Raw genomic sequence first — 24,634 nt, forward strand, 5'->3', positions numbered from 1 at the left:
ATCTTTTTTACAAGTAAGCTAGTAGTTTATGTTTCCCTATCTTTGATATATTTACACTTTTAATTAGGCTCTTTTCTAAAAGGGTGTTGCTAGTAACCGGTAAAAAGTAGGGTTCTGGGCTTTTCACTAGAAAAGTCGGGTTCTGGACTTTTCACTAGAAAAGTAGGGTTCTGGACTTTTCACGTGCATGTTCATTGAAAACTTGTCCTTTTGACTGAAACTAAATGCAGAAAAAGAGCACGACAGTAACGATTATTACGAGTATCTTATAAATTTCGTAAAAGCAACAAAGTTTGCGAAAACAGCCGTTAATTATAAAACAGAAATGTATTGACAAAAAACTAGTCTACAGGTTATCTTGAAATAAAAGTGAGTAATCACTCACAAAAAGAAATGAGGCGATGTTTATGTCAAATACAGTAATCGCTGTTCAAGGTCTATCCATTGCTTTTGGAAAGACACCAGTGTTAGAAAACATTGAATTAAACGTCAAAAAAGGAGAAGTGTTCGGTTTACTGGGCCCTTCCGGTGCAGGAAAAACAACATTGGTTAAAGCGATAGCAGGGCTTCAATCAATAAATACTGGAAAGATAGTGGTGCAAGGGGAAAACATGCCCAACATAAAACTTTCAGAAAAGATTGGCTATATGGCGCAATCAGATGCACTTTACCATGAATTGACCGCTTACGAAAATCTTCAATTCTTTTCATCTCTGTATAAAGTGACAGGCAATATGCAAAAAGAGAGAATAAAAGAAGTGAGCCAGCTCGTTAATCTCTCAGACCACCTCCATAAGCCTGTACAAAAGTATTCAGGTGGCATGAAGCGTAGACTTTCACTCGCGATTTCTCTGTTACATGAACCAGAAATTTTGATTTTAGATGAGCCTACAGTTGGAATCGATCCACTGTTAAGGCGATCGATATGGAAGGAACTGAAGTATTTAAGCGAAAGAGGGACTACGGTATTAGTAACTACTCATGTAATGGATGAGGCGCAAAAATGTGATAGGCTCGCCATGTTAAGAGATGGAAAGATACTCGCAGTTGGTAGTGAGGAAGAGCTAATGCGCAAAACAGAAGCGACTACAATGGAAGAAGCATTTCTAGTATTTGGAGGTGCAAGTGTATGAGAATTCTAGCAGTCGTCAACCGTATACTTAGACAGTTCTTTAGGGATAAAAGGACACTTGCGTTAATGATCCTTGCCCCGTTACTCATTTTGACGCTTTTACATGTGGTATTTAGTAACCAAGAAAAGGTGCCGACAATCGGTCTAGTAGAACCTGATAATAACTTTGCAGAAAAATTAGCGACTCTTGATACAGAACTTGTATTGCTAAACGAAGAACAAGAAGGATGGGATATGATTAAGCAAGGGGAGCTAGATGCATTTTATACACCCGGTCGGTTAGTATTGGAAGGTAGTGATCCAGCAACAAACCGCGCAGTTATTCAAGTATTAAATTCCATCCAGATGCCGATGCAGGTTGTAGAACCTGGAAGTAAGTTCGATTTGGTATATGCCTATGGCTCTGAAGAACTGGAGTTGTTTGATAATATTGGTCCTTTCCTAATTGTTTTCTTTGTCTTCTTTTTTGTATTTTTAATTGCAGGTGTATCCTTCCTAAGGGAAAGGACAACTGGGACATTGGAGCGCTTAATGGCAACGCCTATAAAGCGTTGGGAACTAGTTCTAGGTTATATGGGGGGATTTGGATTATTTACACTAGTACAATCCAGTTTAATCGTATGGTTCGCCATTTACATACTGGACATTAACATGGCAGGAGGATTTGGAACAGTTATGTTTGTGACGTTTACCGTTGCGATTACGGCTTTATCATTAGGAACACTTCTATCGGCCTTTGCACGCACAGAGCTACAAATGATTCAGTTTATCCCGCTTGTTGTTGTGCCACAAGTATTCTTTTCTGGATTATTTCCAATTGAAGCTATGCCTAATTGGCTCCAAAAGATAAGCTTAATAATGCCTTTAACCTATGCAGGAGAAGCGATGAAGGATATTATGATAAGAGGGAAAGGATTACAGGATATATCTGTTAACCTTCTCATCTTACTAGCATTTTCTCTACTATTCATCATGTTGAACATTAGGGCGTTGAAGAAATATCGTCCAACATGAATAAGTTTAAAGAGGAAAGGAGCACACATGATCGATAAATCGAAAAAACAAATAAGTGAAAAACATCAAAGAATATTAGATGCAGCTATTGAAATGTTTGCAGAGAAAGGCTATGCAAGCACCTCTACAAGCGAAATTGCTAAAAAGGCAGAAGTTGCAGAAGGGACCATCTTTCGTCACTATAAAACGAAAAAAGATCTTCTCCTTTCCATTGTTTCTCCCACTATTGCGACATTTATTGCTCCTCATTTTACTAAAGCTTTCTCAAAAGAGGTGTTGCAGGGGGATTATGCAAGCTATGAGGAGTTTTTGAGAACCTTTGCGTATAATCGATATGAATTCTTGAAGCAGAACCTCCCTATTATTAAGATATTTGTTCAGGAAGTCGCCTTTCATGAAGAATTCCAAAAACCGTACGTGAAACTATTTAAAAAAGAGATATTGCCATACTTCAAAAAAATGATTCTCCATTTTCAAGAAAAAGGGGAGTTAAAGCAACTTCCTCCAGAAACGATTATGCGGTTTACGGTTACAACCATCGCAGGTACCATATTGACGAAACAATTCATAGCGAAAGAACTGGATTTTGAAAAGGAACTGGATGAGGCTATCTTATTTCTTATGGGGGGACTTAAACAGTAGGAAGCTTGAAACTCGCATTTGTTCTTTTATAACATGTAATATAGGGGCTCTTTTCTAAAAGATTGTTGCTATTAACCTGTAAAAGGTCGGTTTCTGGACTTTTTATATTAATGTTACTTGAATACTTATTCTGTATAATAAACTAAATGGCAGAAAAGAGCACGACAGTATCAATTATTACGAAATATTAATAACATTCGTAAAAGCAACAAAGTATACGAAAACAGCCAATATAAAAGAAAACCTTCTGGAGGATTCCAAATGAATAAAACGATAGAAACGCTATTATCCCACCGTTCCATCCGTAAATTTGAAGATAAGCCCTTGAGCGACCAACAAATTAAAACAATCGTGGAATGTGCGCAGGCCGCATCCACATCAAGCTTTATTCAGGCATATTCCATCATCGGTGTTAAACGACCAGAAACGAAAAAGAAATTGGCAGAGCTTGCCGGAAACCAACCCTATGTGGAAGCCAATGGCCATTTCTTTGTGTTTTGTGCAGATTTGCATAGGCACACTGTTGTAGCAGAAATGGAAAAAGCAGATTTGACAGAATCTGTGGAAAGTACGGAGAAGTTTATGGTCGCGGTTATTGATGCAGCTCTCGCAGCTCAGAACGGGTCCATTGCAGCTGAATCAATGGGGCTAGGTATTTGTTATATAGGTGGTATCCGCAACAAGATTGAGGAAGTGACAGAGCTTTTAAAGTTACCAGCGAATACAATTCCGCTTTTTGGCCTAGCTGTAGGTTATCCTGCGCAAGAGACCGATGTAAAACCTAGACTTCCCTTAGAGCATGTTTATCATGAAGAGGCATATCAGCAAGACGTCCAAATTTATCAAGATCAGTTGGAGGAATATAACGAAACTGCTTCTGCTTACTATCACGCAAGAACCGCTGGTAAACGTTCAGATACTTGGACAAGTCAAATGGCAAATATGTTAAGGCAGCCAAAACGAATGAATATGAAAAGCTATCTGCATAAACAAGGTTTTGCAAAGAAGTAGACATTTGGAAAATTAGTAGGTAGGAAGAAGGGCAATCCGAAAAGGGATTGTCTTTTTTCGTGCTTTTGAACGACGAAAATTTGTTTCCTTAGTCCCTATGAAGCCCTCTTGAGTACTAGTATCGTACTTTGTAGGGAGTTTTTTTAATATTAAATTTATTAATAAAGACTCACTCGAAGGAATAAATATAAGGAGTTGGAATGATGAACTGGAGAAAGTCTATTATTACCTTCTTATCTGTTTGGATGCTACTCGCTGTTGCGTTGCCGATACAATCAACCAATGCCGAGTCGATCGTTCAAACGACAGAAGCTGAGCTGACAACAAGTATATCAACTGTCTCCATGACAGAAAAAAGGCAAATGGAAGTGCAATTTGACTTCGGTGAGAGGGTGCCACTCGAGAAAATAGATTGGACCTTTGGAAATAAGCCGTTAGAAGAATGGAAAACGTACCGTTCGCAGGATAACGGTTATACAGGAGACCCGTTCATCACATTTGCAGAATCCCCAACCTATATTGGAGATTCTACAACAGTGACAGCAGTATTGGAATTTGGTTTATTATTTGGAACAGATAATCTAGCGCCCCGAAGCATCAGAGTTTTGTACCCAAGCTTTATTGGTACATATGATTTATCCGTTACAAATTCAGAAACAGCTGAAACGTTAAGTAAAGAAATTACATACAATGTATATGATGAATATTTAACGTATGAACAGTTAAAGCCAGAACTAGATAAAATTACAGAATCGGCGCAATCCGAAAATGATAGATTCATAGAATACAAGTCCTTGGGCCAGTCCTATGAAGGCAGGGATATTCATTTTATTACACTTGCAAAAAATCAGGAAGCTGTAGATAAATATTTGAATGACACACTTCCTACAGCATTAGAAAATCCCGCAGAACTATTACAAAAGATTGAAGCAGGAACAATAGGAGATTATCAAGTACCAATTTGGTTCAATAATATCCATCCAGATGAAGTGGAAGGAATAGATGCACAGGTTGAGATTTTCCGTAAGCTCGCACAGGACGATGAAATCACTTTCAAAACAGCCAATGCAGAGGGAGAAGAAGAGGAAATTACGATTAATGTGGAAGAAGCATTAGAGCATGTCATCTTTTTGTTTAATTTCACCCATAATCCTGATGGGCGTGTACATAATACTCGTGCCAACATTAATGGCTTTGATTTAAACAGAGACAATGCCTTCCAAACACAACAAGAGTCTGTCTATGTGACAGAAGAAATTGCTAAATGGTCGCCATTATCCTTTTTGGACATGCATGGTTACGTAAGCGATTTTTTAATTGAGCCTTGTACACCTCCTCATAATCCAAATTTTGAATATGATTTACTTTTAGAGAATATGCTGCAGCAAGCTCATGCCATGGGACAAGCTGGGGTGGCAAACTCTGACTATGATTCTTATGCCATTCCGTATGAAGACTATGAAAATGGCTGGGATGATATGACACCAGCATATACAGCGATTTATTCCATGTTACATGGTTCACTTGGTCATACGATAGAAGTGCCTGGGCTGAATCAACAATCCCTTTATGCAATGGTCCATACTGGCCTTGGAGCAACGAATTTTGTTCTGGAAAATAAAAATGAGCTCTTTTCACAGCAACTAAAATTATTTAAACGTGGAGTAGATGGAGAAGATAATCGATCCGTAGATGAACTCCTAGTAAACCAAAACGGTGACATTATTGGCCGTGACCGAGGGGAAAACGAGAACTTCTTCCCTGAATACTATGTCCTTCCTATGAATGAACTGCAAAAAAATAAGTGGGAAGCAGCAGAAATGGTGGACTACCTAATCCGAAACGGGGTGAAGGTAGAAAAAACAACAGCCTCCGTTGAGGTGGATGGTGTAGTATATCCTGAAGGTACTTTTATTGTACCGATGAAACAGGCAAAACGTGGCTTTGCCAATGCTGTTTTATATCAAGGTGACGATATTTCGGACTGGAATGCTATGTATGATGCGATTGTAGTAAACTTTCCAGACCTTCGAGGCTTCACGATGACAGAAATCCGTTCTGAAGATGCTTTTGGAGGAGTAACTTCTGTAATGGAAGCAGCAGAATATCCAAGTACATCTATTGATAAAAATAAAGGTCATTATGTATTAAAAAATGTGAATAACGAAACAGTGAAAGCAGTTAACGAGCTGTTACATTCGGGCAGTAAAGTAAGTATTGCAACGGCGGATGGTAATGGCTATAGCAAAGGTGATTATGTCGTTCACCGTAATGATTTGCACAAGATAAAAGACAATTACTATTTAGAAGTCGTACCTATCGATAACATGTCAAACGTAGAAAAGTTAGCAGGAGCTCCAAAAGTAGCTGTAGTTGGCAGTGGTGCAAGCCGCTTTGTGTTGCAACAGCTAGGCTTTGAAATTACTAGTGTAGATGAAGCGGATGTAATTGTAGACGATACAGGCCGCGTCAATAAAGAAGCTATTGCAGCAGGTACGTCTTATATCGGGATTGGTGGACGTGCACTTCAGGCAGTCAAACAAAGTGAGATACTTGATGGCTTTGATTTTAAGCGGACAAACTTTTCACATGAAGGTTTACTTAAGACAAACGTTGCTAATGATTCCTTTATTACATCTGGTTACGAAACCGAAGAGGTCCTGTATGGAACAACAGGATCCTGGATAACAGCTGTACCAAAAGGAGCAGAGACACTAATTGAAGTAGCAACATCGGATGACTATTTTGTTGCTGGATGGTGGCCAGGTAAGGAACAGGTAATGGGACAAACATGGGCCATTACTACAAAAGTTAAAAGCGGTTCCAATGTGACATTGTTCGCAAACGATCTTGTGTTCCGTGCCCATACAGAGCACAGCTACCGTTTACTAGCAAATGCGATATTACTAGACGATGTGCAGGAGAAAAAGAAAGGTAAGAAGCCTTGATTAACAAGAGAAAGGGAGAGCTTAGAGTGCTCTTCCTTTTTGTGTGTAATCGTAATGGAGAAATAACGACCTATTGATAAGTAATCAAAAGGTCAGCATATTTAGAACCAAAGGCCAGTAGTTTATCATCATTAATTGGGTCCAACTAATAACCTAACAATTACCCTTTTCCGATAGAATACACTCTCCGAAACAATGGGAAGAAAAGATACCCAATATAAAATCCAACAACATTCAAGATAAGGTCGTCGATATCCATACTACCTCTCTTCGTTATATACTGCCCGACTTCAATAAGAGAAATGAGCAAAAACGGCAGTAGGCACAAGGTCATTCGATTTGAAGTTTTAAACCGCAAAAGAATTCCAAACGGCACAAACAGTCCAATATTTGCAGCAAGATTATAAAAAGCAATAATCCAGTGAACCGTACCTGACAAGTAGAAAATGATCGTTTCAAAAGGCATTAGATTTATGGATTCATAAATTTGATCATTTGGCCGCCAAAAGAGGAGGATGAAGAGACTAATGGAATAGGTAAGGAAAAACCCATAAAAAAAGCTTTTAGATATAATAAGTCTTTGTCCTGTAAAAGCTAAAAACATGGTAATCGTAACAACAAAAATACATACAAACAGAACCAATAGTACGATAGGGTGCAAGTTTGAAGTAAGGGATGTAAATAATGGGATGCATAATAAAAAACTAATAATAGATAGTAATAATGGAATAATTATTTTCTTCAAAATGGACTAGCTCCTTTACAAAAAAACTAGGCAATGCGATTTGCCTAGTCACTTTTCTTCGGGTTTTTCAGTTGTCTCCTCTAATACTCGTTTCAACTGTTGTAGATGATCGCCGTCTTCTTTTTTCAATATTTTCCGGATGATTGGTTTGGTAAGCTTCATTATAATACCAGAAGTATGTATATCTCCTTGGAAGTTTACTGTTGTCCCACCTTCCAAGGTAGGCTTAAAATCGTAGTGATAAACGACTGTCAGTCCATTAACTTCGCTTTTTACAGAATAATGTTCATTAGGCTCATATTTAATGAATTCAATAATAGAGGCAGCTTTACGCCCCCTAATCTCACGTGTTTCTTTAAATTTTGAACCGACCTGTAACGGACCTTCTGTTAATTTTTCAATTTCTACTACATTTCCCATGATTTTGGTGGAGTTATCCATATCAGATACAAACGAGAATACCTCTTCAACTGGTTTGGATATGACAATTGAGTCCTGCAAGTCTGCCATTTTTACTACCCCTTTCAATGATCTTTCCTTTAATATACCAAACTGTACTGCATTCAAGAAGTTTAAAATACGTTGGCAACGGTAATATACAGATTAACACCAATAAGAAAAATCAATTCAAGGAGGAATTATCATGTTAGGATTATTAATTACTCTTCTAATAGCTATAGTAATTGGAATGATAGGAAGTGCCATCGCACCAGGTGGGATGCCAGGGGGAATTATCGGGGCCATGATTGCCGGGCTAGTAGGGGCTTGGATTGGACACGGGCTCTTTGGATCGTGGGGTCCGATTATTGCAGACTTTGCGATTGTACCAGCCATCATTGGAGCAGCAATCTTTGTTTTCCTATTAACATTGATTTCTAGAGGACTTAGAAGTGCCACATAATAGTTAAATAAAAAAGAGGTAGCCAGATTTTTGTGGCTGCCTCTTTCTTTAGATTAATGTCCTAGCCCCTCGAGGTCATAAGCCGATCCGTCAAGAAGGTGAGTCCCAACCTTCTCGCTGCCTCGTCTTATGCTTGTCGGGGCTGAACAAGGCGCTTGCGCTTCTCTTTTTATTTCGCCTCTAATCGAGCGATACGATCACTTAAATCCGGGTGCGTAGAGAATAGAGCGCTCTTACGCTTTCCGTTGATTTTCAATGAAGCGATTGCTGTATCTTTCTCATCAGATACACGGTTTGTATAAGCTTGAAGAGAACGTAGGGCATGAATCATTTTATCTTTTCCAGCAAGATCTGCTCCGCCGCGGTCAGCATGGAATTCGCGATATCGGGAGTATGCGAATACAACTAGACTTCCAAGGATGGAGAATGCAATTTGGAATACGATGATAGCGATGAAATGAACAATCGGTGCCATTTCTTCTTTTACGAAACGGGAAGCAACGAATGCTGCGATACGAGCTAAGAATACAACGAATGTATTTACAACACCTTGAAGTAAAGTCATTGTTACCATATCTCCATTGGCAATATGGGCAACCTCATGGGCAATAACTCCCTCAACAGCAGCATCATCCATTTCATTTAATAAACCAGCGGAAACAGCCACTAACGAGCGGTTTTTGGAAGGACCAGTCGCAAATGCATTAACCTCCGGGGAATGATAAATACCAACTTCTGGCATTTTTGTGATACCAGCAGCACGTGACATGCGGTGAACCATTTCAACAATTTGACGTTCTCTGCTATTCATAGGTCCATCAGGATCGATAACCTTTACATTCATCATCTTCTTTGCCATCCAACGGGACATTAGCAAGGATATAAAAGCACCGGTGAAACCGATGATAGCACTAAAGATTAATAATGCACCATAATCAATTCCATTTGCAGTGATGTAATTCCCAGCACCAGTTAGCATGAAGATAATGGTAATTGTAGTTAAAACTAGTACGTTTGTTAAAATAAAAAAGAATATACGTTTTGCCATGTTTCTCCTCCTGATCGTTTTGAGGTCTTGTGAACCTCTAATGCTCTTGTATAATATTATAGAGTGAATTGCCCGATATTTCAACGAAAGTGTCTGACATAATTTGACGAAATGAAAGTACCAATTTACTATGAATGCATGAATGATGAATAAGAAGGTGTAAGGATCCATGAAGAAAGAGTGGAGCAGAACGGATATGGCGGCTTTTTTAACTAGTTTGTCTCAAGGGAAAATCCCTGTTGAGAAAAGGGAGGACATGCCGAAAAATATTCTTAATCCTCTTCTTAAAAAGAGGAAAGAAAATATTGGCTTTACGATGTCTAATATTGTTTGGCTGGGAAATCAGCTGGAGAGTACAAATTATACAGAGTCCGCTTTGAAGAACTGGGTAAAGCGGGAAATAAAAGGATATATTGGTGCTCCACAGGTCGGGCGAAAGTATTCGGTGCAACAAGTAGCCATGCTTTTTATCGTAAAGGATTTGAAAGTGCTACTAGACTTTGAGACCATCCGAAAAGTGCTATCCTCCGTTTTTAACAATCCAGTCGATCGTGAGGATGATATCATTAGCCCGATAAAGTATTATGAATCCTATGCCATTCTTTATGAAAAACTAATTCATAACGGACTCTTGTCAGAAGAACAAATCAAAAAAGAAATTGTAGTCTTCTTAGAGAAAGAAGATGGTTATTCGGATGTGGAAAAGAATAAAATTTTTAGAGCATTGATCGTAGCTATTTTAGCGGTTAGGACCAATTATTTAAAAGCTTGGGCAAAACGGTATGTGACAGACCAAAACGGAAAAGAATAAGGGAAATAAGTGTAAACGCTTGCAGGTTAATAGCTTGATTCTACTGGGCTTAGTATGGTATTTTCAATTCGGACTATCACAAAATAATTATCCTTCAAGAAAGGAAGTTTTTATATTATGACGAAGCAGCAAATTGGTGTAATCGGCCTTGCGGTAATGGGGAAAAACCTCGCGATGAACATTGAAAGCAGAGGCTATTCCGTTTCCGTTTTTAATCGTTCACCGGAAAAAACAGACGAATTCCTTCAAGAAACAAAAGGGAGAAATTTCAAAGGTACATACAGCATAGAGGAATTTGTTCAATCCTTGGAATCACCACGTAAAATACTTCTCATGGTAAAAGCAGGTGGACCGACTGATGCGACAATTGATTCCCTAAAACCTTATCTAGATAAAGGTGACATCCTAATTGACGGTGGTAATACGCTTTATACAGATACCATCCGTCGTAACAAGGAGCTAGGTGAGCTTGGCTTGAACTTTATCGGGACAGGTGTTTCAGGCGGGGAGGAAGGAGCATTAAAAGGTCCTTCCATCATGCCAGGTGGTCAAAAAGAAGCATATCTTTTAGTGGAAGATATTCTAAAAAGTATTTCTGCAAAAGTGGAAGGTGACGCTTGCTGCACATACATTGGTCCTGATGGAGCTGGTCATTATGTGAAAATGGTGCATAATGGCATTGAATATGGTGATATGCAGTTGATCAGTGAAGCTTATTACCTTTTGAAAAATGTTCTTGGGCTTTCCGCACAAGAGCTTCATGAAGTATTTGCTGAATGGAACAAAGGAGAATTAGACAGTTATCTAATTGAGATTACTGCAGACATTTTCACAAAGGTGGATGAAGAAACAGGCAAGCCACTTGTTGATGTTATTTTAGACACTGCTGGTCAAAAAGGAACGGGGAAATGGACTAGTAAGAGTGCGCTAGATTTAGGAGTTCCCCTTCCGATCATTACCGAATCCGTATTTGCCCGCTTTATCTCAGCAATGAAGGAAGAGCGCGTGAAGGCGAGCGGTATTTTACGCGGCCCAGAAGGTGTAACATTCACTGGCGACAAAGAAGCATTTATTGAAAGTGTCCGTAAAGCACTTTATATGAGCAAAATTTGTTCTTATGCCCAAGGATTTGCACAGCTGAATGCAGCATCTGAAGATTATGGCTGGGATTTAAAATACGGAGAAATTGCTATGATATTCCGTGGCGGTTGTATCATCCGCGCGCAATTCCTACAAAAAATTAAGGAAGCGTATGACCGTGAAGCAGGACTTGCTAACCTATTGTTAGATCCTTACTTCAAGGAAATCGTGGAAAATTACCAAGGCGGACTTCGTGAAATTCTTGGTGTTGCTATCATGCACGGTGTACCTGTGCCATCATTTGCAAGTGCACTTGCATACTATGACAGTTACCGCTCTGAAACGTTACCTGCAAACTTGATTCAAGCGCAGCGTGACTACTTCGGTGCCCATACTTACCAACGTGTGGACAAAGAAGGTATCTTTCATACTGAGTGGATGAAATAAATTTTGATCGGAAACCAACCTCTTGTGGGTTGGTTTTTTTTATAGAGTTGAATGCTGCGAAATTTGTAGAACATTGTCGTCTTGTCGATAAGTACCGAGTTTTCGTCGATAAAAAATCTTTACCTTCGATATCTGGTCCATTTTCGTCGATAAATCCAAATATCCGTCGATAACGCCTCCGTTTTCGCCGATATATAGTCTTCAAGCCGTAAATAGGGGTGTGTTTCACTACTAAAAATCAAAAAAAAACACCCCTGCCCATTAATAATTGGGCAAGGGTGGCACTAAAAATCATTTTATTTTTCTATATCCAACAATACAATCCTTGCAGGAGAAGCATCCACACCGCTAAGCTTTAACGGGGCAGCACACATGATATATTCACCTACTGAGATATCTTTCAAACGCAAACCTTCAATGATGATAACATTGTTGGTAAATAACGTTTTGTGAGTTGGGTGACCTTCTTGGCTACGTTCGATGCCGAGTGCATCGACGCCAACTCCGCTAATACCGATTTCTGCTAAATATTTTGCAGCATCCTCTGCCACAAATACAAAGTCAAAGTTGAACTCTTCATCATAGGAGTTTTTTGTTTTAAATAAAAGGAAATCATCCTTTTGAATATCGAGTGCTTTAATGTCTTGTACTGTAATGCGGTCATCAACTGTCGTTAGATCAAAGACTTTACATGGTCTAACTAATTTTTCTAGTGGCAATGTTTCAATTGTGTCCCCACCAACAATCATGTGAAGCGGTGCATCAACATGTGTACCAGTGTGTACATCAATCTCTAGTCTGCTCTCAGTTACATAACCGTTTGTGTTTGTTGTTTGCTTTGGTTGTTTTTCAGGTTTGTTTTTATATACAGGCATACCTGTAAAAATTGGAGAAGAGATGTCGTATACTTTCATTTTGGAAAAACTCCTTTCAATTTTAACTTAAAACCTTACAGTGGCCACCAATGGAATCCGTCTTTCTCGAGAAGCTCTTCTGCTTGCTTAGGTCCCATAGAGCCAGATTCGTAATTAGGAAAATCAAATGCTCTAGTATTTTCCCATGCTTTGGATATTTCATCGATAAAACTCCAAGATAGGGCGACTTCATCCCAATGGGTAAAGTTCGTCATGTCCCCACGCATTGCATCATATATGAGGCGCTCGTATGCTTCAGGTGTGTTGATGCCGTCAATGCAATTATTTGTGTAATCAAGGCGAATCGGGGTTGTTGTAATATCTTTACCCGATTTTTTTGCATTTAAATGTAGCGTGATCCCTTCTTCTGGCTGAATATTGATTACTAGGAGGTTCGGGTCTACTTTTTCACCCCGGTTATAATATAGGTTCATCGGAATATCCTTAAATTGGACAACGACCTTAGTAGATTTCTCGGACATTCTTTTTCCGGTACGGATATAAATAGGTACCCCAGCCCAACGGAAGTTATCAATTAATAATTTTCCTGCTACAAAAGTTTCGGTGTTGGAGTTAGAATCAACAGAATTTTCATCACGGTAGCCTTGTAAAGATTGACCATGGATACTGCCTGCACCATATTGGCCTCTTACAAAATAATCTTCTACATCATCTGGACCTATTTTTCGCATCGCACGAAGAACTTTTACTTTTTCGCTGCGAATTTCTTCCGGGTTCAGTTTTATCGGTGGTTCCATTGCTAGCAAGGCAACCATTTGTAGCATATGGTTTTGCACCATATCCCGCAAAGCCCCAGATGTTTCATAGTATCGTCCACGATCTTCCACACCAAGGGTTTCACTTGAGGTGATTTGGATGTTAGAAATATATCGATTATTCCAAAGTGGCTCAAATAGTGCATTAGCAAAACGGATAACCTCGATGTTTTGCACCATTTCCTTACCAAGATAATGATCGATCCGATAAATTTCAGATTCATGGAAGGCCTGTCTAATTTCAGCATTTAAATCTTTTGCAGAAGGGAGGTCATGCCCGAATGGTTTCTCAATGACAAGTCGTTTCCAGCCCTCGGTTTCTGTTAATCCCTCTGCTTTTAGGCTGGTTGCAATAGTACCGAAGAACTCAGGAGCCATTGCTAAATAAAAGATACGGTTGCCATTAGTGGTGTAGGAGGTATCCAGAGTACTTAACAGCTCTTTTAGTTGTTGATAAGAATCGCTGCTAGTGACATCAAATGGATGATAATAGAAATGGGAGCTGAACTCTTCTACATTTCCATCCCCGTTTGCAACACTAGTCACTGAGTTGGTGACATTGGTGCGGAATTCTTCATTGCTGAGAGGACGTCTTGCAACCCCAACCACTGCAAAGTTCTCAGAGATGCTTCCATTTTTGTATAAGCGGTATATGGAAGGATACAATTTACGTTTTGCCAAATCTCCCGTTGCACCGAAAATAACGATTAAAGAAGTCGGATTTTCTTTTTTACTCAAAGTAAGAACCTCGCTTTATGTCTAGTCTTCAAAAAGTGATGACACAATTCATGAATTATGACTAAAAATTATGTAAAAATGGGGCCATTCAACCCAAAAGTATGGAACATTGAATAAATAACCTACCCAAGTATTTAATTTTAGCGGTAATAAGAAAGGAATTCAATCGGAAAATCTTCACGTTTCACTATATCATACCTTCCATTCACCACCCGAATAATTGGCTTGTCGTTAGTATGAAAAAATAACGTCTAAAGCATGCATTTCGATCACTTCTAAACCCAAAATTAATGCTGACTATGATAAAGTAAAAGAGATTAATGGAACGGGAGGATGTAAAGTTGGATAAAGTGTGTGAGGAGTGGAAGCTTCTCTGGGAAAAGGAAGCTGAAAAAGAGTATCACAAAAAACTTCTTCATTTTTTGGAGAACGAGTACCAGCAACAAACCATATTTCCTCCAAAAGAAGAGCTGTTTTCGGCATTTCAAAGTACCTGCGTCCACGATGTAAAAGTAGTTATAATCGGACAAGATCCTTATCACGGGCAAGACCAAGCGCACGGAATGAGCTTTTCAGTAAAAAAGGGAAACCGTATTCCGCCATCCTTACAGAACATGTATAAGGAGTTAAAAGACGATCTCGGAATAGAACCGGTGAACCATGGATATTTGAATGAGTGGGCCGAGGAGGGTGTCCTTTTACTTAATACGGTTTTGACTGTAAGGAAAGGAGAGGCAAACTCCCATAAGGGACAAGGCTGGGAGCTTTTTACGGATGAAGTAATCAAAGCCTTGAACGCTAGGAGGGAACCTGTCATTTTTGTCCTATGGGGAAAACAAGCTGAACAAAAAGAATCGCTGATTGATGGTAGCCATCATTTTGTTCTTAAGAGTCCTCACCCGAGTCCCTTTTCTGCTCGCAAAGGCTTTTTTGGCAGTAAACCATTTTCAAAAGTGAATACCATCCTTTCGCAAATTGGAAAGGAACCCATCAATTGGCGTATTACTCCATGAAAAATTCTTAAGCTTTTATCTGTTCAATAAAAGCCAATTTTATAATTAGAGGTAGAACGATATGGAAAATTGGAAAGAAAAAATTAGGTTAATAGTAAATCATAGCATTTTCATGAAGGTCGTCATGGGTGTTATTCTATTGAATGCTATTTTAGTTGGAGTGGAAACATATCCAGACTTACGAAGAGAAAATGCATCTCTTATCCATAGCTTCGAAGTTTTCTTTTTATGGTTTTTTACGATAGAAATAATTCTAAGAATGCTAGCGGAGAAAAAAATATCTCACTTCTTTCATAGTAAATGGAATGTTTTTGATTTTGTCATCGTAGCCGGAGTGCTTATCTTTAGTGGAACCTACTTTATTTCGGCGATAAGGATTTTACGTGTATTCCGTGTGTTGCGAGCTATAACGGTTGTTCCATCTCTTCAAAGGCTCGTGACGGCATTTTTAAAAACGATACCTTCGCTTGGAACTATTATGCTTCTGCTATCATTAGTTTTTTATATATTTTCTGTTTTAGGTGTATTGTTCTTTGGAGACATTTTCCCTGAGTATTTTGGGACACTTCACCTAGCACTTGTTACTCTTTTCCAAATTATTACTCTAGATTCGTGGGCGAGTGGAATCTTTCGACCTATTTTTGAGCAACTTCCGTTTTCCTGGATATATTTCGTATCATTCATCTTAATAGGAACGTTTATTGTTCTCAACTTAATAGTGGGGGAGATTATTAACAATATCCAAGAAGCCAGAGAAGAAGAACAACAAAATGATAAGGTGGAAATCAGTAAACAAGAATTAGCGAAAATAAGAAATGAAATAGCAGAATTGAAGGAGCTTTTATTGAAAAAAGAGGCAAAATGAGGGTGTGTTCATCTCAGTCATCAACTTTTTCATAATAATACCTTCTGTTGACTTCACATCCTTACTTGTTTGAATGGATGTACAAGCTATTAAAAATAATGTGCTAAACAGAAGCAATAGAATAGTAAAATTTTTTAGATTAACCATTTATAAATTATCCTCCTCCGTTATTAACCAGAAAGAAATTTATTCTAATTATACCATAAAATGTAATTTGTTTTTCGCCTGTCGTATGATTTCCAAAAACGTAATAGTATTTGAAAATCAGTAAGTCAGATAAAAACACGACAGTAATCTTGAATAATACGTGAACAGTTACCTGTAGAGGGAAAGACTCTGCAGGTTTTGTATTTGAAGGGCAAAGGGATAGTGGTAAAATGAATGGTGGAATAATGTCGAATGGAAGGGGGAGTGAGGTTGCCGAAACGAATCAACTGTTTAAAATGCAAACACTTTTATGTAACATGGGACCCAAATTTTCCAAACGGCTGTAAGGCTTTTGATTTTAAAACGAAACAACTTCCTTCTCTAGCTGTCTTTCGTTCCTCTGGTTTACCTTGTTTGAAATTTGTGGCAAAAGCTACAGAAATAAAGTCCCGCGATAACGGATATTATGTGTAAAAGGAGTTTACTATGAAAAAAATAAATTTTTTACCATGGATTATCGGCATTTCACTCGCTATAAATGCTGTAGTGGTTGTGCTTTTTTTCCTTCCCCAATATGAAGGTCTTGCACATATGGACCTCACTTTTTTGCCATTGATGAATGCGATATTTAACAGCTTTACCTTTATCTTTTTAGTTTGTGCATTAATTGCCATTAAGAAAAAAAATATAAAGATTCATCGAAATTTTATTTTAGCTGCATTTAGTACAACAGCCCTTTTCTTAATAACTTATGTGACATATCATGCTTTAACAGAGTCAACTCCTTTCGGGGGAGAAGGAATCATCCGTTCTATTTACTTCTTTATTTTATTAACGCATATTGTCCTAGCCGTTGTAATTGTTCCATTGGCTTTATATTCTCTTGCAACTGGCTTGAGCATGCAAAAAGAGCGCCATCGAAAGATCGCACGTTGGACGATGCCTCTCTGGTTATATGTAAGTTTGACAGGTGTCATCGTCTATATCATGATTTCACCTTACTATTAGGTAGGAGGTATAACAATTGAGCATAACTCTTGATAAGGTGTTGGCCCGCTTAGAGGCAGAACTTGAAAAAGCAATGGATACAGGAAATGTGCAAAAAAAGCGGGAACATCTTGCCGCTATGAAATCATTATGCGAACTAGCTTTAGAGACAGACGTGGAGGCACCTGTCCATCGGAATGTTAAGAAGGAGTATAGCCCTTCTGTACAAGCACATTCTCTTGCCCCACCATCACAGATCTCCAATAATGGCGCCAATAGATATATAGAAGAAGATGCTAATGGGGACTCGCTATTTGATTTTTAGTAAGTGTCACGAAGCTCTTATTCCAAGCTTTCAGTTTTTCGTAGTGAAAGAAAGCGAAGACGCGGGGGAAGGAAGGGACAAAGAGCAAGCCAGAAGAAATTCCCGGACAACCCGTTTTAGTGTTTGTCCGAAAACTTTCATGATTTGTCCGAATAAATGGTCGCTTTGTCCAAATAAAGATTGAAATTTTCCGAATCAGAGGACATTTACCAATAGTTAGGCATGGGAAGAGCGATAAACAGATGAAATTTGTCCGAAAGATCAATAAAATAGTCCGAAAATAAAAAGTGCCTGGAATGGCACTTTCAGTGTGTAGACAAAGGTACATTTTTATTTAAATCCATGCAATTCCCTTGTTGATCGTAGTGGAAGACGCGCAGACTCCTGCGGGAGGAAGGGACATGGGAAACCCCACAGGGCGCAGCCCGAGGAGGTTCCCGGACCGCCCGCGGAAAGCGAAGCGTCTGCAACGAAGATCAACAGTTAAATACAAATCTAAAAATAATTTGGGTTTGTCAACAGTCTGAAAGTGCCTGGAATGGCACTTTTTTAATACATAAATGAACATATTTTAATAATTCTTAGTGATAGATGAGAAAAAATAAAGTAGGTTAGCGTTTGTCCGAAAAACCTCCACTTATGTCCTTAAAACAGCATGATTTGTTTGAAAAATTTGTCTTCTTAAAGAAATTGTCCGAACAGAGGAGAGTTACCAAAACAATCTTTTAGAAAAGAGCTTAAGAAAAAAGCAATATGTTTTTAATGTTACATAATTTATGTTATACTGCATATTAAGTAACCTAAAAAATGGAGAGTATCTGATGGAATATGTAGACCCAATTAGAGAAATTGAAAAAATTGAAGCGATAAAATGTAATCTACAGAATCAATCATTGCGAGATCTCTTGCTTTTTGTTTTAGGGATTAATACTGGTATCAGGATTAGTGATTTACTTCAGCTAAAAGTATCTGATATTCGTAATGAAAATGGATTAAAGGATTTTCTTTGTGTGAAAGATGGGAAGACTGATGAAATAAAGTCCTACTATCTTAATAATAAGGTAAAGACTGCATTGCGAAAGTATTTGGATAGGCAGCCCCTTACAAGCGAAGATTATCTTTTTAAATCAAGAAAAAATAATCTTCCTATTACAAGGCAGCAAGCGTACCGGATTATTAATACTGCCGCAAAGGATGTAGGGATTACAAGTAAGATCGGAACACATACGCTCCGGAAGACGTTTGGATATCATGCATACCGGAAAGGGATTGCTATTTCTATTTTAAAATCTTTGTTCAGCCATCATTCCCCATCTGAAACAATGCGTTATATAGGAATAAACAAAGAGGAGAACCATCCAATAAAACTGGATGTAAACCTATGATTATATAAATGTAAGTGGATGATGTAAGGAAAATTATAGTGTGAAGTTAATTTTTGGGTAGCCTATGAAGGAAAGAAAAAAACCAACTGCTGCAAAGGCAACAATTGGTTTATCGGCTTATTGACATTCTTTATGCTCATTAATAGCATCTGTGAGCTTTTCTGGTTCGGTAACAAGATCTTCGGTAACGTGGACTTGCAAGGTCTTCTTATCGATCATGAACTTGAAAATTCCGTTGTTAAAGTCGGTACCGATTTCTTTGAAGAAGATACCTTCAAAGTCAACATCTTTTGTATGGTTGAAGCTTAATCGATACCCATCTGCTGTATTTTGAAGATATGCTCTACAGCCTTTTTCAAAATGCCCTTCATGGTCTTTTAAAGCACGTGCTACAGAGATGATGTGCAAGTCAATAAAAGGGATCTCCCTTAAAAGAGTATTCACGATAGACCCTTTTGTAATTTGCTCCCAACGGCTTTGTGCAGTCTGACCAAGAACAATCTGGGTAATGTGCTTTTCTCTTGCAACTTCTGCGATAACCTTTGTAACAGGACGTTTTTCGTTTTCTTTTAAAATAAACTCTTCGGCGTTATGCTCTTCTGCAAGCTGCTTCCAGCGGTCAATATAATCCGATTTTTCAGCATCTAAGTCATCATAGCCCTTCGGATCGATTGTCAATATATAAAGAGGGCAGTCGAGCATACTTGCGATTTTACAGCCGCGTTTAATGAGTCTTTCGCCATTTGGTCCGTAATAAACACATACTAGAATGCTTTCATCCATTCGCCCTTTAATTTTTTTCAATTTCTAATCACCTCTTAATAAATTAGGGGTTCCGTATATTCCTACAAACTATTTATGAATATAGCTCATGCCATCATTACTGTCAATCTTATTTCAATAAATACCCCATCCATATTTACCCAAAACGGAGATTTCTTGGGGGATGAAATTTTTTGGTTGTCCCATATTGAAATAAGTTGGGATAAATCGATAAAACCTTAAATCTTGATGTAAGGAGGAATTATCGTGTCTTGGATACACATAATGATCTTACTGCCATTTATATATGCCATACTAGTCCCGTTTTTGTATAAATTGTATTCCCATAAGTTACATACGGGATGGTTTGTAATGCCTATACCTGTTATTATCTTTATCTATTTGCTTCAGTATATAACACCAATTTCTAGTGGGGAAAAAATATACACCACTTTGGCATGGATGCCTTCACTTGGGATTAATTTCACCACGAATGTTGATGGATTGTCCTTAATATTTGGTTTACTGATTACAGGGATTGGTGCACTTGTTATTTTATATTCCATCTATTATATGGCAAAAAAACGAGAAGCGCTTCATAATTTCTATATTTATCTTTTGCTCTTTATGGGAGCAATGCTTGGTCTCGTTTTCTCTGATAACATTTTCGTGCTTTATGTTTTTTGGGAAATCACCAGCATTTCTAGTTTCTTATTAATTGCCTACTGGTACCAGCGTCCAAAGTCCCGTTATGGTGCACAGAAATCGATGCTCATCACCATTTTTGGTGGTCTGGCGATGCTTGCTGGTTTTATCATGCTTTCCATGATGACTGGGACAAACAGCGTACAAGAAATCATTTCGCAAATGAATGATGTTACGTCTGGCCCATTATTTGTTCCGGCTATGCTATTAACTCTACTTGGGGCATTTACCAAGTCAGCTCAATTTCCCTTCAGTATATGGCTTCCTGATGCAATGGAGGCACCAACACCTATTAGCGCATATCTCCACTCTGCAACTATGGTCAAGGCTGGGATATACCTTGTAGCCCGTTTTACACCTGTGTTCGGTGGGGCAGTTGAATGGTTCTGGATTGTCTCGGTAGTAGGGATGATCACTATGATATGGGGTTCATTCTATGCGGTAAAACAGACAGATTTAAAGGCGCTGCTTGCATATTCTACCATAAGCCAGCTTGGGTTGATCATGAGCTTACTTGGACTTGGATCTGCATCCATGGCATTTGGATTTACGGAAGAGTCTGCAATGTATACAGTTGCTACTGGAGCCGCAATGTTCCATCTTATTAACCACGCTACTTTTAAAGGCTCTCTTTTCATGGTAGTAGGAATTATTGACTATGAAACAGGTACTCGTGATATACGCAGGCTCGGTGGATTAATGACGATTATGCCGATCTCTTTCACCCTTTCTATAATAGGTGGGTTTGCGATGGCAGGACTTCCACCATTCAATGGTTTCTTAAGTAAAGAAATGTTCTTTACAAGTGTCTTGAGAGCAAGCGAATTACCGATATTCAGCATGGAAACCTTTGGTATTATGTTCCCTGTCATTGCTTGGGTCGCAAGTGTATTCACTTTTGTTTATTGTATGATTCTTATTTTCCGAACGTTCGCTGGTAAGCATCAGCCAGAGCGATTGGAGAAAAAGGCTCATGAGGCACCAGTTGGAATGCTTATTCCACCGATTGTTTTATCGTCATTAGTGGTGATTATCTTTTTCTTCCCTAATATCATTGGACAAAGCTTGCTAAAGCCTTCACTTGCTGCAATTTTACCAGGCTTTACCCAAGATGGTGCCTTTGAGTTCATTACAAAAATAGAAGCATGGCATGGTTTTAATACAGAATTATTTATGACTATTGGAATTGTCATTTTTGGAACCCTGCTTTATTTATCTCATAAGAAGTGGTCTTCGGTATTTTATACCCTGCCGGAGTGGTTCTCTTTGAACAGTGTGTATAATGCTGCTCTTGAAAAATCCGAGACAGTTGCTCGTGGAATTACAAACAACTATATGACAGGCTTTATTAGGGATTATCTAGTATACATTTTTGCGTTCTTTAGCATAGCTTTATTGACTTGTGTTTGGGTATTAAAAGGCGTATCACTAGATATCTCTAATAATGCTCCTATCAGTATTTATGAAGTAATTTTAGTGATTGGAATTGTTATCTCTGCTCTAGGAGTTTTATTTTCCAAGTCTAGGTTGACAGCCATCATTTCTGTTGGTGCACTAGGATACATCATAGCGCTTCTGTTTGTCATATTCAGGGCTCCTGACCTTGCCTTGACCCAATTGATTGTAGAAACAGTGACAGTTGCTTTGTTCCTGCTCTGTTTTTATCATCTACCCGAATTTAAAAAAGAACATTCAAGAGTTAGATTTCGCATAACCAACTTAATCATATCTTTAGGTGTTGGGATTACAGTAACCTTGCTTGCGCTTTCTGCTCAAGGAAATAAATTGTTTGAACCAATATCCAGTTATTTTGAAAATTCCTACGAGCTCGCAGGTGCACGTAACATGGTAAATGCCATTTTGGTTGATTTCCGGGGCTTTGATACTTTGCTGGAAATACTTGTGTTAAGTGTTGCTGGTCTAGGTGTATATACGTTGATTAAATTAAGAAAGCAGGGAAGTGGAACGAATGAGACCGAATGATATTTTATTGCACTCCGTTACAAAGATTGCGACATTTATTATTTTAACATTCTCCATCTACCTGTTCTTTGCTGGACATCACAATCCTGGTGGAGGATTTATTGGAGGATTGGCAACTGCTTCTGTCGTCGTTTTGTTATTTTTAGCATTTGATGTGGAAACGGTGAAGAAGTATTTGCCGTTAGATTTTCAACTTATGACAGCACTTGGGGTCCTTTTGGCGGTGCTGACAGGAGTGGGGTCATTCTTTTTTGATGCCCCGTTTTTAAGTCAAACTTTTGATTATTTTGAGCTTCCTATTTTTGGTGAAGTGGAATTGGCGACTGCCGTCTTGTTTGATATCGGGGTGGCAATGGCAGTTATCGGTACAGCAGTAACTATCATATTAAGCATAAGTGAGGCTGATTAGATATGGAAACATTAATGGCTCTCCTAATTGGTGTCCTTTTTACGATAGGTACGTATTTGGTCCTCACCAAAAGCTTGCTACGCATCATATTAGGAACTGCGATCATAGGTCATGGAGTCCACCTTCTTATTTTGACAATGGGAGGATTAAAATCTGGGGGGCCACCGCTTCTTGGTGTGGATACCCTATCGTTTACAGACTCTTTGCCACAAGCATTAATTTTGACTGCAATCGTAATAAACTTTGCGGTTACTTCCCTGTTCCTTGTACTTGCATTTCGTACCTATCAAGTGCTTGGGACTGATGATTTAAATAAATTGAGAGGTTCTGAAGATGAATAACTTAGTCATATTACCGATCATTATACCTTTTATAAGCGGAATGATTATGGTTGTTTTCCGGAAAAATATAACCCTCCAGAAATGGCTTGGAGTAATTGCCTTGCTGTCAACGGGTTTTGTAGCCATGATGTTGATGCATCAGATAAAGTCAGAAGGCATCCAGTCCATTCAAGTTGGAGGCTGGCAAGCACCATTTGGAATTACAGTGGTCGCAGATATGTTTGCGGCACTGCTTTTAGTAGCCGCATTTCTAGTGGCACTTGCCTGCTTTGTTTATTCGTTTTTTACGATTGGCAATGATAAAGAAAAGCACTATTACTATCCTTTCTTCCTATTTTTAATGACTGGCGTTAATGGTTCGTTTTTAACAGGGGATATGTTTAATCTATTCGTTTTCTTTGAAGTGATGCTTATTTCCTCTTACGTTCTTATTACACTCGGAGGATCGAAAGGCCAGCTGCGTGAATCCTTTAAATATGTCCTGATCAATGTCATTTCCTCCTTTTTGTTTCTAGTGGCACTTGCCTACCTATATGGGGTAACAGGAACATTAAATATGGCACACCTATCTCTAAGAGTAGCAGAGGCAGGGCAGGATGGATTATTAACGACCATCGCTATCCTATTCTTGATAGTATTCAGTCTTAAAGCAGCGTTATTATTGTTCTTCTGGTTACCTGGCTCATACAGTGCGCCTCCAACTGCAGTTGCAGCTATTTTCAGTGCATTGCTCACAAAAGTTGGTATATATGCTATATTCCGAGTTTTCACCCTGATTTTTTACCATGAACCACAGATCACCCATGTGTTAATTGGAATAATGGGTGCCTTGACCATGATTTTAGGTGCGATTGGCGCAATTGCCTATTGGGATATTAGAAAAATATTGGCGTATAATGTCATCGTTTCAGTGGGGCTCATTGTAGCAGGGCTTGCTGCTTTTACTTATAGCGGATTATTGGGATCTATTTACTACTTGATCCACGATATTATTATTAAAGGCCTTATTTTCTTAATTGGAGGTACTGTCATCGCACTTACAGGTACAGCCAAACTGAAGGAATTTAGTGGACTTATTCGGAATCACCCATACCTTGGCTGGATGTTTTTCATTTCAGCCTTATCATTAGCGGGTATTCCACCGCTCAGTGGCTTTGTAGGGAAAATATTTATTACAAGAGGTACCTTTGAAGCAGAATTGTTCTGGCTAGGAGCAATTGGCTTTATGACTAGTTTAATGGTCCTTTACTCCGTCATGAAGATCTTTATGAATGGTTTCTGGGGTGAAACGAACATGAGCATTGAAATGGAGAAGGGTTCGACCAAAAGGGTCATTCTCCCAATTGCCTTCCTTACAGTCTTAACCATCGCTCTTGGATTTGGAGCGGAAGGTATTCATGATTATGTTAGTATCGCGGTGGAAGGCTTGTTAGATCCAAGTATTTATATAGAAGCCGTATTTGGTAATAACCCTATCCCATAAAAACCAATCAACAATAATGTGA

24 protein-coding genes are annotated in these 24,634 nt (G+C 38.6%); 18 read left to right on the forward strand and 6 right to left on the reverse strand.

Annotated features, from left to right (window positions below):
- Nucleotides 1–407 precede the first annotated feature (407 nt).
- The 5 genes from LRP81_RS04090 to LRP81_RS04110 all read left to right on the forward strand — a co-directional run bounded on the left by LRP81_RS04090 (nt 408) and on the right by LRP81_RS04110 (nt 6,747).
- On the forward strand, nt 408–1,133 hold the full coding sequence (locus LRP81_RS04090; RefSeq protein WP_230499981.1) for an ABC transporter ATP-binding protein: 726 nt from the start codon (nt 408–410) through the stop codon (nt 1,131–1,133).
- Nucleotides 1,130–2,146, forward strand: a complete 1,017-nt coding sequence (locus LRP81_RS04095; protein ID WP_230499982.1) for an ABC transporter permease — start codon at nt 1,130–1,132, stop codon at nt 2,144–2,146. Before LRP81_RS04090 ends, LRP81_RS04095 begins: the two co-directional genes overlap by 4 nt.
- 27 nt (nt 2,147–2,173) lie before the next feature.
- Nucleotides 2,174–2,788, forward strand: a complete 615-nt coding sequence (locus tag LRP81_RS04100; RefSeq protein ID WP_230499983.1) for a TetR/AcrR family transcriptional regulator — start codon at nt 2,174–2,176, stop codon at nt 2,786–2,788.
- 261 nt (nt 2,789–3,049) lie between these two features.
- On the forward strand, nt 3,050–3,799 hold the full coding sequence (nfsA, locus tag LRP81_RS04105; RefSeq protein WP_230499984.1) for an oxygen-insensitive NADPH nitroreductase: 750 nt from the start codon (nt 3,050–3,052) through the stop codon (nt 3,797–3,799).
- A 203-nt stretch (nt 3,800–4,002) separates the two neighbouring features.
- Nucleotides 4,003–6,747, forward strand: coding sequence for a M14 family metallopeptidase (locus tag LRP81_RS04110; RefSeq protein WP_230499985.1), 2,745 nt, complete (start codon nt 4,003–4,005; stop codon nt 6,745–6,747).
- A gap of 160 nt (nt 6,748–6,907) precedes the next feature.
- Here the strand turns inward: LRP81_RS04110 and LRP81_RS04115 are convergent, their stop codons facing one another.
- Together LRP81_RS04115 and LRP81_RS04120 are read right to left on the reverse strand one after the other, a co-directional pair.
- Nucleotides 6,908–7,492: a VanZ family protein gene (locus LRP81_RS04115; RefSeq protein ID WP_230499986.1), complete on the reverse strand. Its 585-nt coding sequence runs from the start codon at nt 7,490–7,492 to the stop codon at nt 6,908–6,910.
- Between the two features lie 48 nt (nt 7,493–7,540).
- Entirely contained in the window at nt 7,541–8,002 is a 462-nt protein-coding gene (locus tag LRP81_RS04120) for an SRPBCC family protein (protein WP_230499987.1), read from the reverse strand.
- Nucleotides 8,003–8,135: 133 nt separating this feature from the next.
- Between LRP81_RS04120 and LRP81_RS04125 the strand changes: the two genes are divergently transcribed.
- The gene (locus LRP81_RS04125; protein WP_230499988.1) at nt 8,136–8,393 is read left to right on the forward strand and encodes a GlsB/YeaQ/YmgE family stress response membrane protein; all 258 of its coding nucleotides are present in this window, start codon (nt 8,136–8,138) and stop codon (nt 8,391–8,393) included.
- Nucleotides 8,394–8,562: 169 nt separating this feature from the next.
- Here LRP81_RS04125 and htpX read toward each other — a convergent pair whose 3' ends face one another.
- Entirely contained in the window at nt 8,563–9,441 is an 879-nt protein-coding gene (gene htpX, locus LRP81_RS04130) for a protease HtpX (RefSeq protein WP_230499989.1), read from the reverse strand.
- A gap of 169 nt (nt 9,442–9,610) precedes the next feature.
- On the opposite strand from htpX, the gene LRP81_RS04135 reads away from it, so the two are divergent.
- Entirely contained in the window at nt 9,611–10,252 is a 642-nt protein-coding gene (locus tag LRP81_RS04135) for a DUF1836 domain-containing protein (RefSeq protein WP_230499990.1), read from the forward strand.
- A 117-nt stretch (nt 10,253–10,369) separates the two neighbouring features.
- Entirely contained in the window at nt 10,370–11,779 is a 1,410-nt protein-coding gene (gene gndA, locus LRP81_RS04140) for an NADP-dependent phosphogluconate dehydrogenase (RefSeq protein ID WP_230499991.1), read from the forward strand.
- A 296-nt stretch (nt 11,780–12,075) separates the two neighbouring features.
- Here the strand turns inward: gndA and LRP81_RS04145 are convergent, their stop codons facing one another.
- A complete protein-coding gene (locus tag LRP81_RS04145; RefSeq protein WP_230499992.1) occupies nt 12,076–12,693 on the reverse strand; it encodes a cyclase family protein in 618 nt (205 codons plus the stop codon).
- 35 nt (nt 12,694–12,728) lie between these two features.
- Nucleotides 12,729–14,207, reverse strand: coding sequence for a glucose-6-phosphate dehydrogenase (gene zwf, locus LRP81_RS04150; RefSeq protein ID WP_230499993.1), 1,479 nt, complete (start codon nt 14,205–14,207; stop codon nt 12,729–12,731).
- A 341-nt stretch (nt 14,208–14,548) separates the two neighbouring features.
- Here zwf and LRP81_RS04155 point away from each other — a divergent pair, with 341 nt between their 5' ends.
- From LRP81_RS04155 to LRP81_RS04180, 6 genes are all read left to right on the forward strand, one after another.
- Nucleotides 14,549–15,220 carry a uracil-DNA glycosylase gene (locus LRP81_RS04155; RefSeq protein WP_230499994.1) on the forward strand — a complete coding sequence of 224 codons (672 nt, stop codon included), beginning with the start codon at nt 14,549–14,551 and terminating at the stop codon, nt 15,218–15,220.
- Nucleotides 15,221–15,281: 61 nt separating this feature from the next.
- Nucleotides 15,282–16,085, forward strand: coding sequence for an ion transporter (locus LRP81_RS04160; RefSeq protein WP_230499995.1), 804 nt, complete (start codon nt 15,282–15,284; stop codon nt 16,083–16,085).
- Between the two features lie 411 nt (nt 16,086–16,496).
- Nucleotides 16,497–16,706 (forward strand): hypothetical protein, encoded by a 210-nt coding sequence (locus LRP81_RS04165; protein WP_317987033.1) that lies wholly within the window; start codon nt 16,497–16,499, stop codon nt 16,704–16,706.
- Between the two features lie 12 nt (nt 16,707–16,718).
- A complete protein-coding gene (locus LRP81_RS04170) occupies nt 16,719–17,240 on the forward strand; it encodes a DUF420 domain-containing protein (protein ID WP_230499997.1) in 522 nt (173 codons plus the stop codon).
- 16 nt (nt 17,241–17,256) lie between these two features.
- Entirely contained in the window at nt 17,257–17,544 is a 288-nt protein-coding gene (locus LRP81_RS04175; RefSeq protein ID WP_230499998.1) for a YwdI family protein, read from the forward strand.
- An 821-nt stretch (nt 17,545–18,365) separates the two neighbouring features.
- Nucleotides 18,366–18,929, forward strand: a complete 564-nt coding sequence (locus tag LRP81_RS04180) for a tyrosine-type recombinase/integrase (protein WP_230499999.1) — start codon at nt 18,366–18,368, stop codon at nt 18,927–18,929.
- Nucleotides 18,930–19,046: 117 nt separating this feature from the next.
- Here the strand turns inward: LRP81_RS04180 and LRP81_RS04185 are convergent, their stop codons facing one another.
- The gene (locus LRP81_RS04185) at nt 19,047–19,733 is read right to left on the reverse strand and encodes a universal stress protein (RefSeq protein ID WP_230500000.1); all 687 of its coding nucleotides are present in this window, start codon (nt 19,731–19,733) and stop codon (nt 19,047–19,049) included.
- Between the two features lie 225 nt (nt 19,734–19,958).
- Here LRP81_RS04185 and LRP81_RS04190 point away from each other — a divergent pair, with 225 nt between their 5' ends.
- The 4 genes from LRP81_RS04190 to LRP81_RS04205 are packed head-to-tail and all read left to right on the forward strand — an operon-like array spanning nt 19,959 to nt 24,612.
- Nucleotides 19,959–22,379 (forward strand): Na+/H+ antiporter subunit A, encoded by a 2,421-nt coding sequence (locus LRP81_RS04190; protein WP_230500001.1) that lies wholly within the window; start codon nt 19,959–19,961, stop codon nt 22,377–22,379.
- Nucleotides 22,366–22,788 (forward strand): Na(+)/H(+) antiporter subunit B, encoded by a 423-nt coding sequence (locus LRP81_RS04195; protein ID WP_230500002.1) that lies wholly within the window; start codon nt 22,366–22,368, stop codon nt 22,786–22,788. The genes LRP81_RS04190 and LRP81_RS04195 overlap by 14 nt, the downstream gene beginning before the upstream one ends.
- Nucleotides 22,789–22,790: 2 nt before the next feature.
- The gene (locus LRP81_RS04200; protein WP_230500003.1) at nt 22,791–23,129 is read left to right on the forward strand and encodes a Na(+)/H(+) antiporter subunit C; all 339 of its coding nucleotides are present in this window, start codon (nt 22,791–22,793) and stop codon (nt 23,127–23,129) included.
- Nucleotides 23,122–24,612 carry a Na+/H+ antiporter subunit D gene (locus tag LRP81_RS04205; RefSeq protein ID WP_230500004.1) on the forward strand — a complete coding sequence of 497 codons (1,491 nt, stop codon included), beginning with the start codon at nt 23,122–23,124 and terminating at the stop codon, nt 24,610–24,612. The genes LRP81_RS04200 and LRP81_RS04205 overlap by 8 nt, the downstream gene beginning before the upstream one ends.
- Nucleotides 24,613–24,634: the final 22 nt, after the last annotated feature.

This window comes from Sutcliffiella rhizosphaerae (assembly GCF_917563925.1).
GTDB classification, from domain to species: Bacteria; Bacillota; Bacilli; order Bacillales; family Bacillaceae_I; genus Sutcliffiella_A; species Sutcliffiella_A rhizosphaerae.

What these genes read in the sequence shown, in the direction of transcription:
- LRP81_RS04090 (WP_230499981.1), top strand. Translation starts at nt 408, where the DNA reads ATGTCAAATACAGTAATCGCTGTTCAAGGTCTATCCATTGCTTTTGGA.
- LRP81_RS04095 (WP_230499982.1), top strand. Translation starts at nt 1,130, where the DNA reads ATGAGAATTCTAGCAGTCGTCAACCGTATACTTAGACAGTTCTTTAGG.
- LRP81_RS04100 (WP_230499983.1), top strand. Translation starts at nt 2,174, where the DNA reads ATGATCGATAAATCGAAAAAACAAATAAGTGAAAAACATCAAAGAATA.
- nfsA (WP_230499984.1), top strand. Translation starts at nt 3,050, where the DNA reads ATGAATAAAACGATAGAAACGCTATTATCCCACCGTTCCATCCGTAAA.
- LRP81_RS04110 (WP_230499985.1), top strand. Translation starts at nt 4,003, where the DNA reads ATGAACTGGAGAAAGTCTATTATTACCTTCTTATCTGTTTGGATGCTA.
- LRP81_RS04120 (WP_230499987.1), bottom strand. Translation starts at nt 8,002, where the DNA reads ATGGCAGACTTGCAGGACTCAATTGTCATATCCAAACCAGTTGAAGAG.
- LRP81_RS04125 (WP_230499988.1), top strand. Translation starts at nt 8,136, where the DNA reads ATGTTAGGATTATTAATTACTCTTCTAATAGCTATAGTAATTGGAATG.
- htpX (WP_230499989.1), bottom strand. Translation starts at nt 9,441, where the DNA reads ATGGCAAAACGTATATTCTTTTTTATTTTAACAAACGTACTAGTTTTA.
- LRP81_RS04135 (WP_230499990.1), top strand. Translation starts at nt 9,611, where the DNA reads ATGAAGAAAGAGTGGAGCAGAACGGATATGGCGGCTTTTTTAACTAGT.
- gndA (WP_230499991.1), top strand. Translation starts at nt 10,370, where the DNA reads ATGACGAAGCAGCAAATTGGTGTAATCGGCCTTGCGGTAATGGGGAAA.
- LRP81_RS04145 (WP_230499992.1), bottom strand. Translation starts at nt 12,693, where the DNA reads ATGAAAGTATACGACATCTCTTCTCCAATTTTTACAGGTATGCCTGTA.
- LRP81_RS04160 (WP_230499995.1), top strand. Translation starts at nt 15,282, where the DNA reads ATGGAAAATTGGAAAGAAAAAATTAGGTTAATAGTAAATCATAGCATT.
- LRP81_RS04170 (WP_230499997.1), top strand. Translation starts at nt 16,719, where the DNA reads ATGAAAAAAATAAATTTTTTACCATGGATTATCGGCATTTCACTCGCT.
- LRP81_RS04180 (WP_230499999.1), top strand. Translation starts at nt 18,366, where the DNA reads ATGGAATATGTAGACCCAATTAGAGAAATTGAAAAAATTGAAGCGATA.
- LRP81_RS04195 (WP_230500002.1), top strand. Translation starts at nt 22,366, where the DNA reads ATGAGACCGAATGATATTTTATTGCACTCCGTTACAAAGATTGCGACA.
- LRP81_RS04200 (WP_230500003.1), top strand. Translation starts at nt 22,791, where the DNA reads ATGGAAACATTAATGGCTCTCCTAATTGGTGTCCTTTTTACGATAGGT.
- LRP81_RS04205 (WP_230500004.1), top strand. Translation starts at nt 23,122, where the DNA reads ATGAATAACTTAGTCATATTACCGATCATTATACCTTTTATAAGCGGA.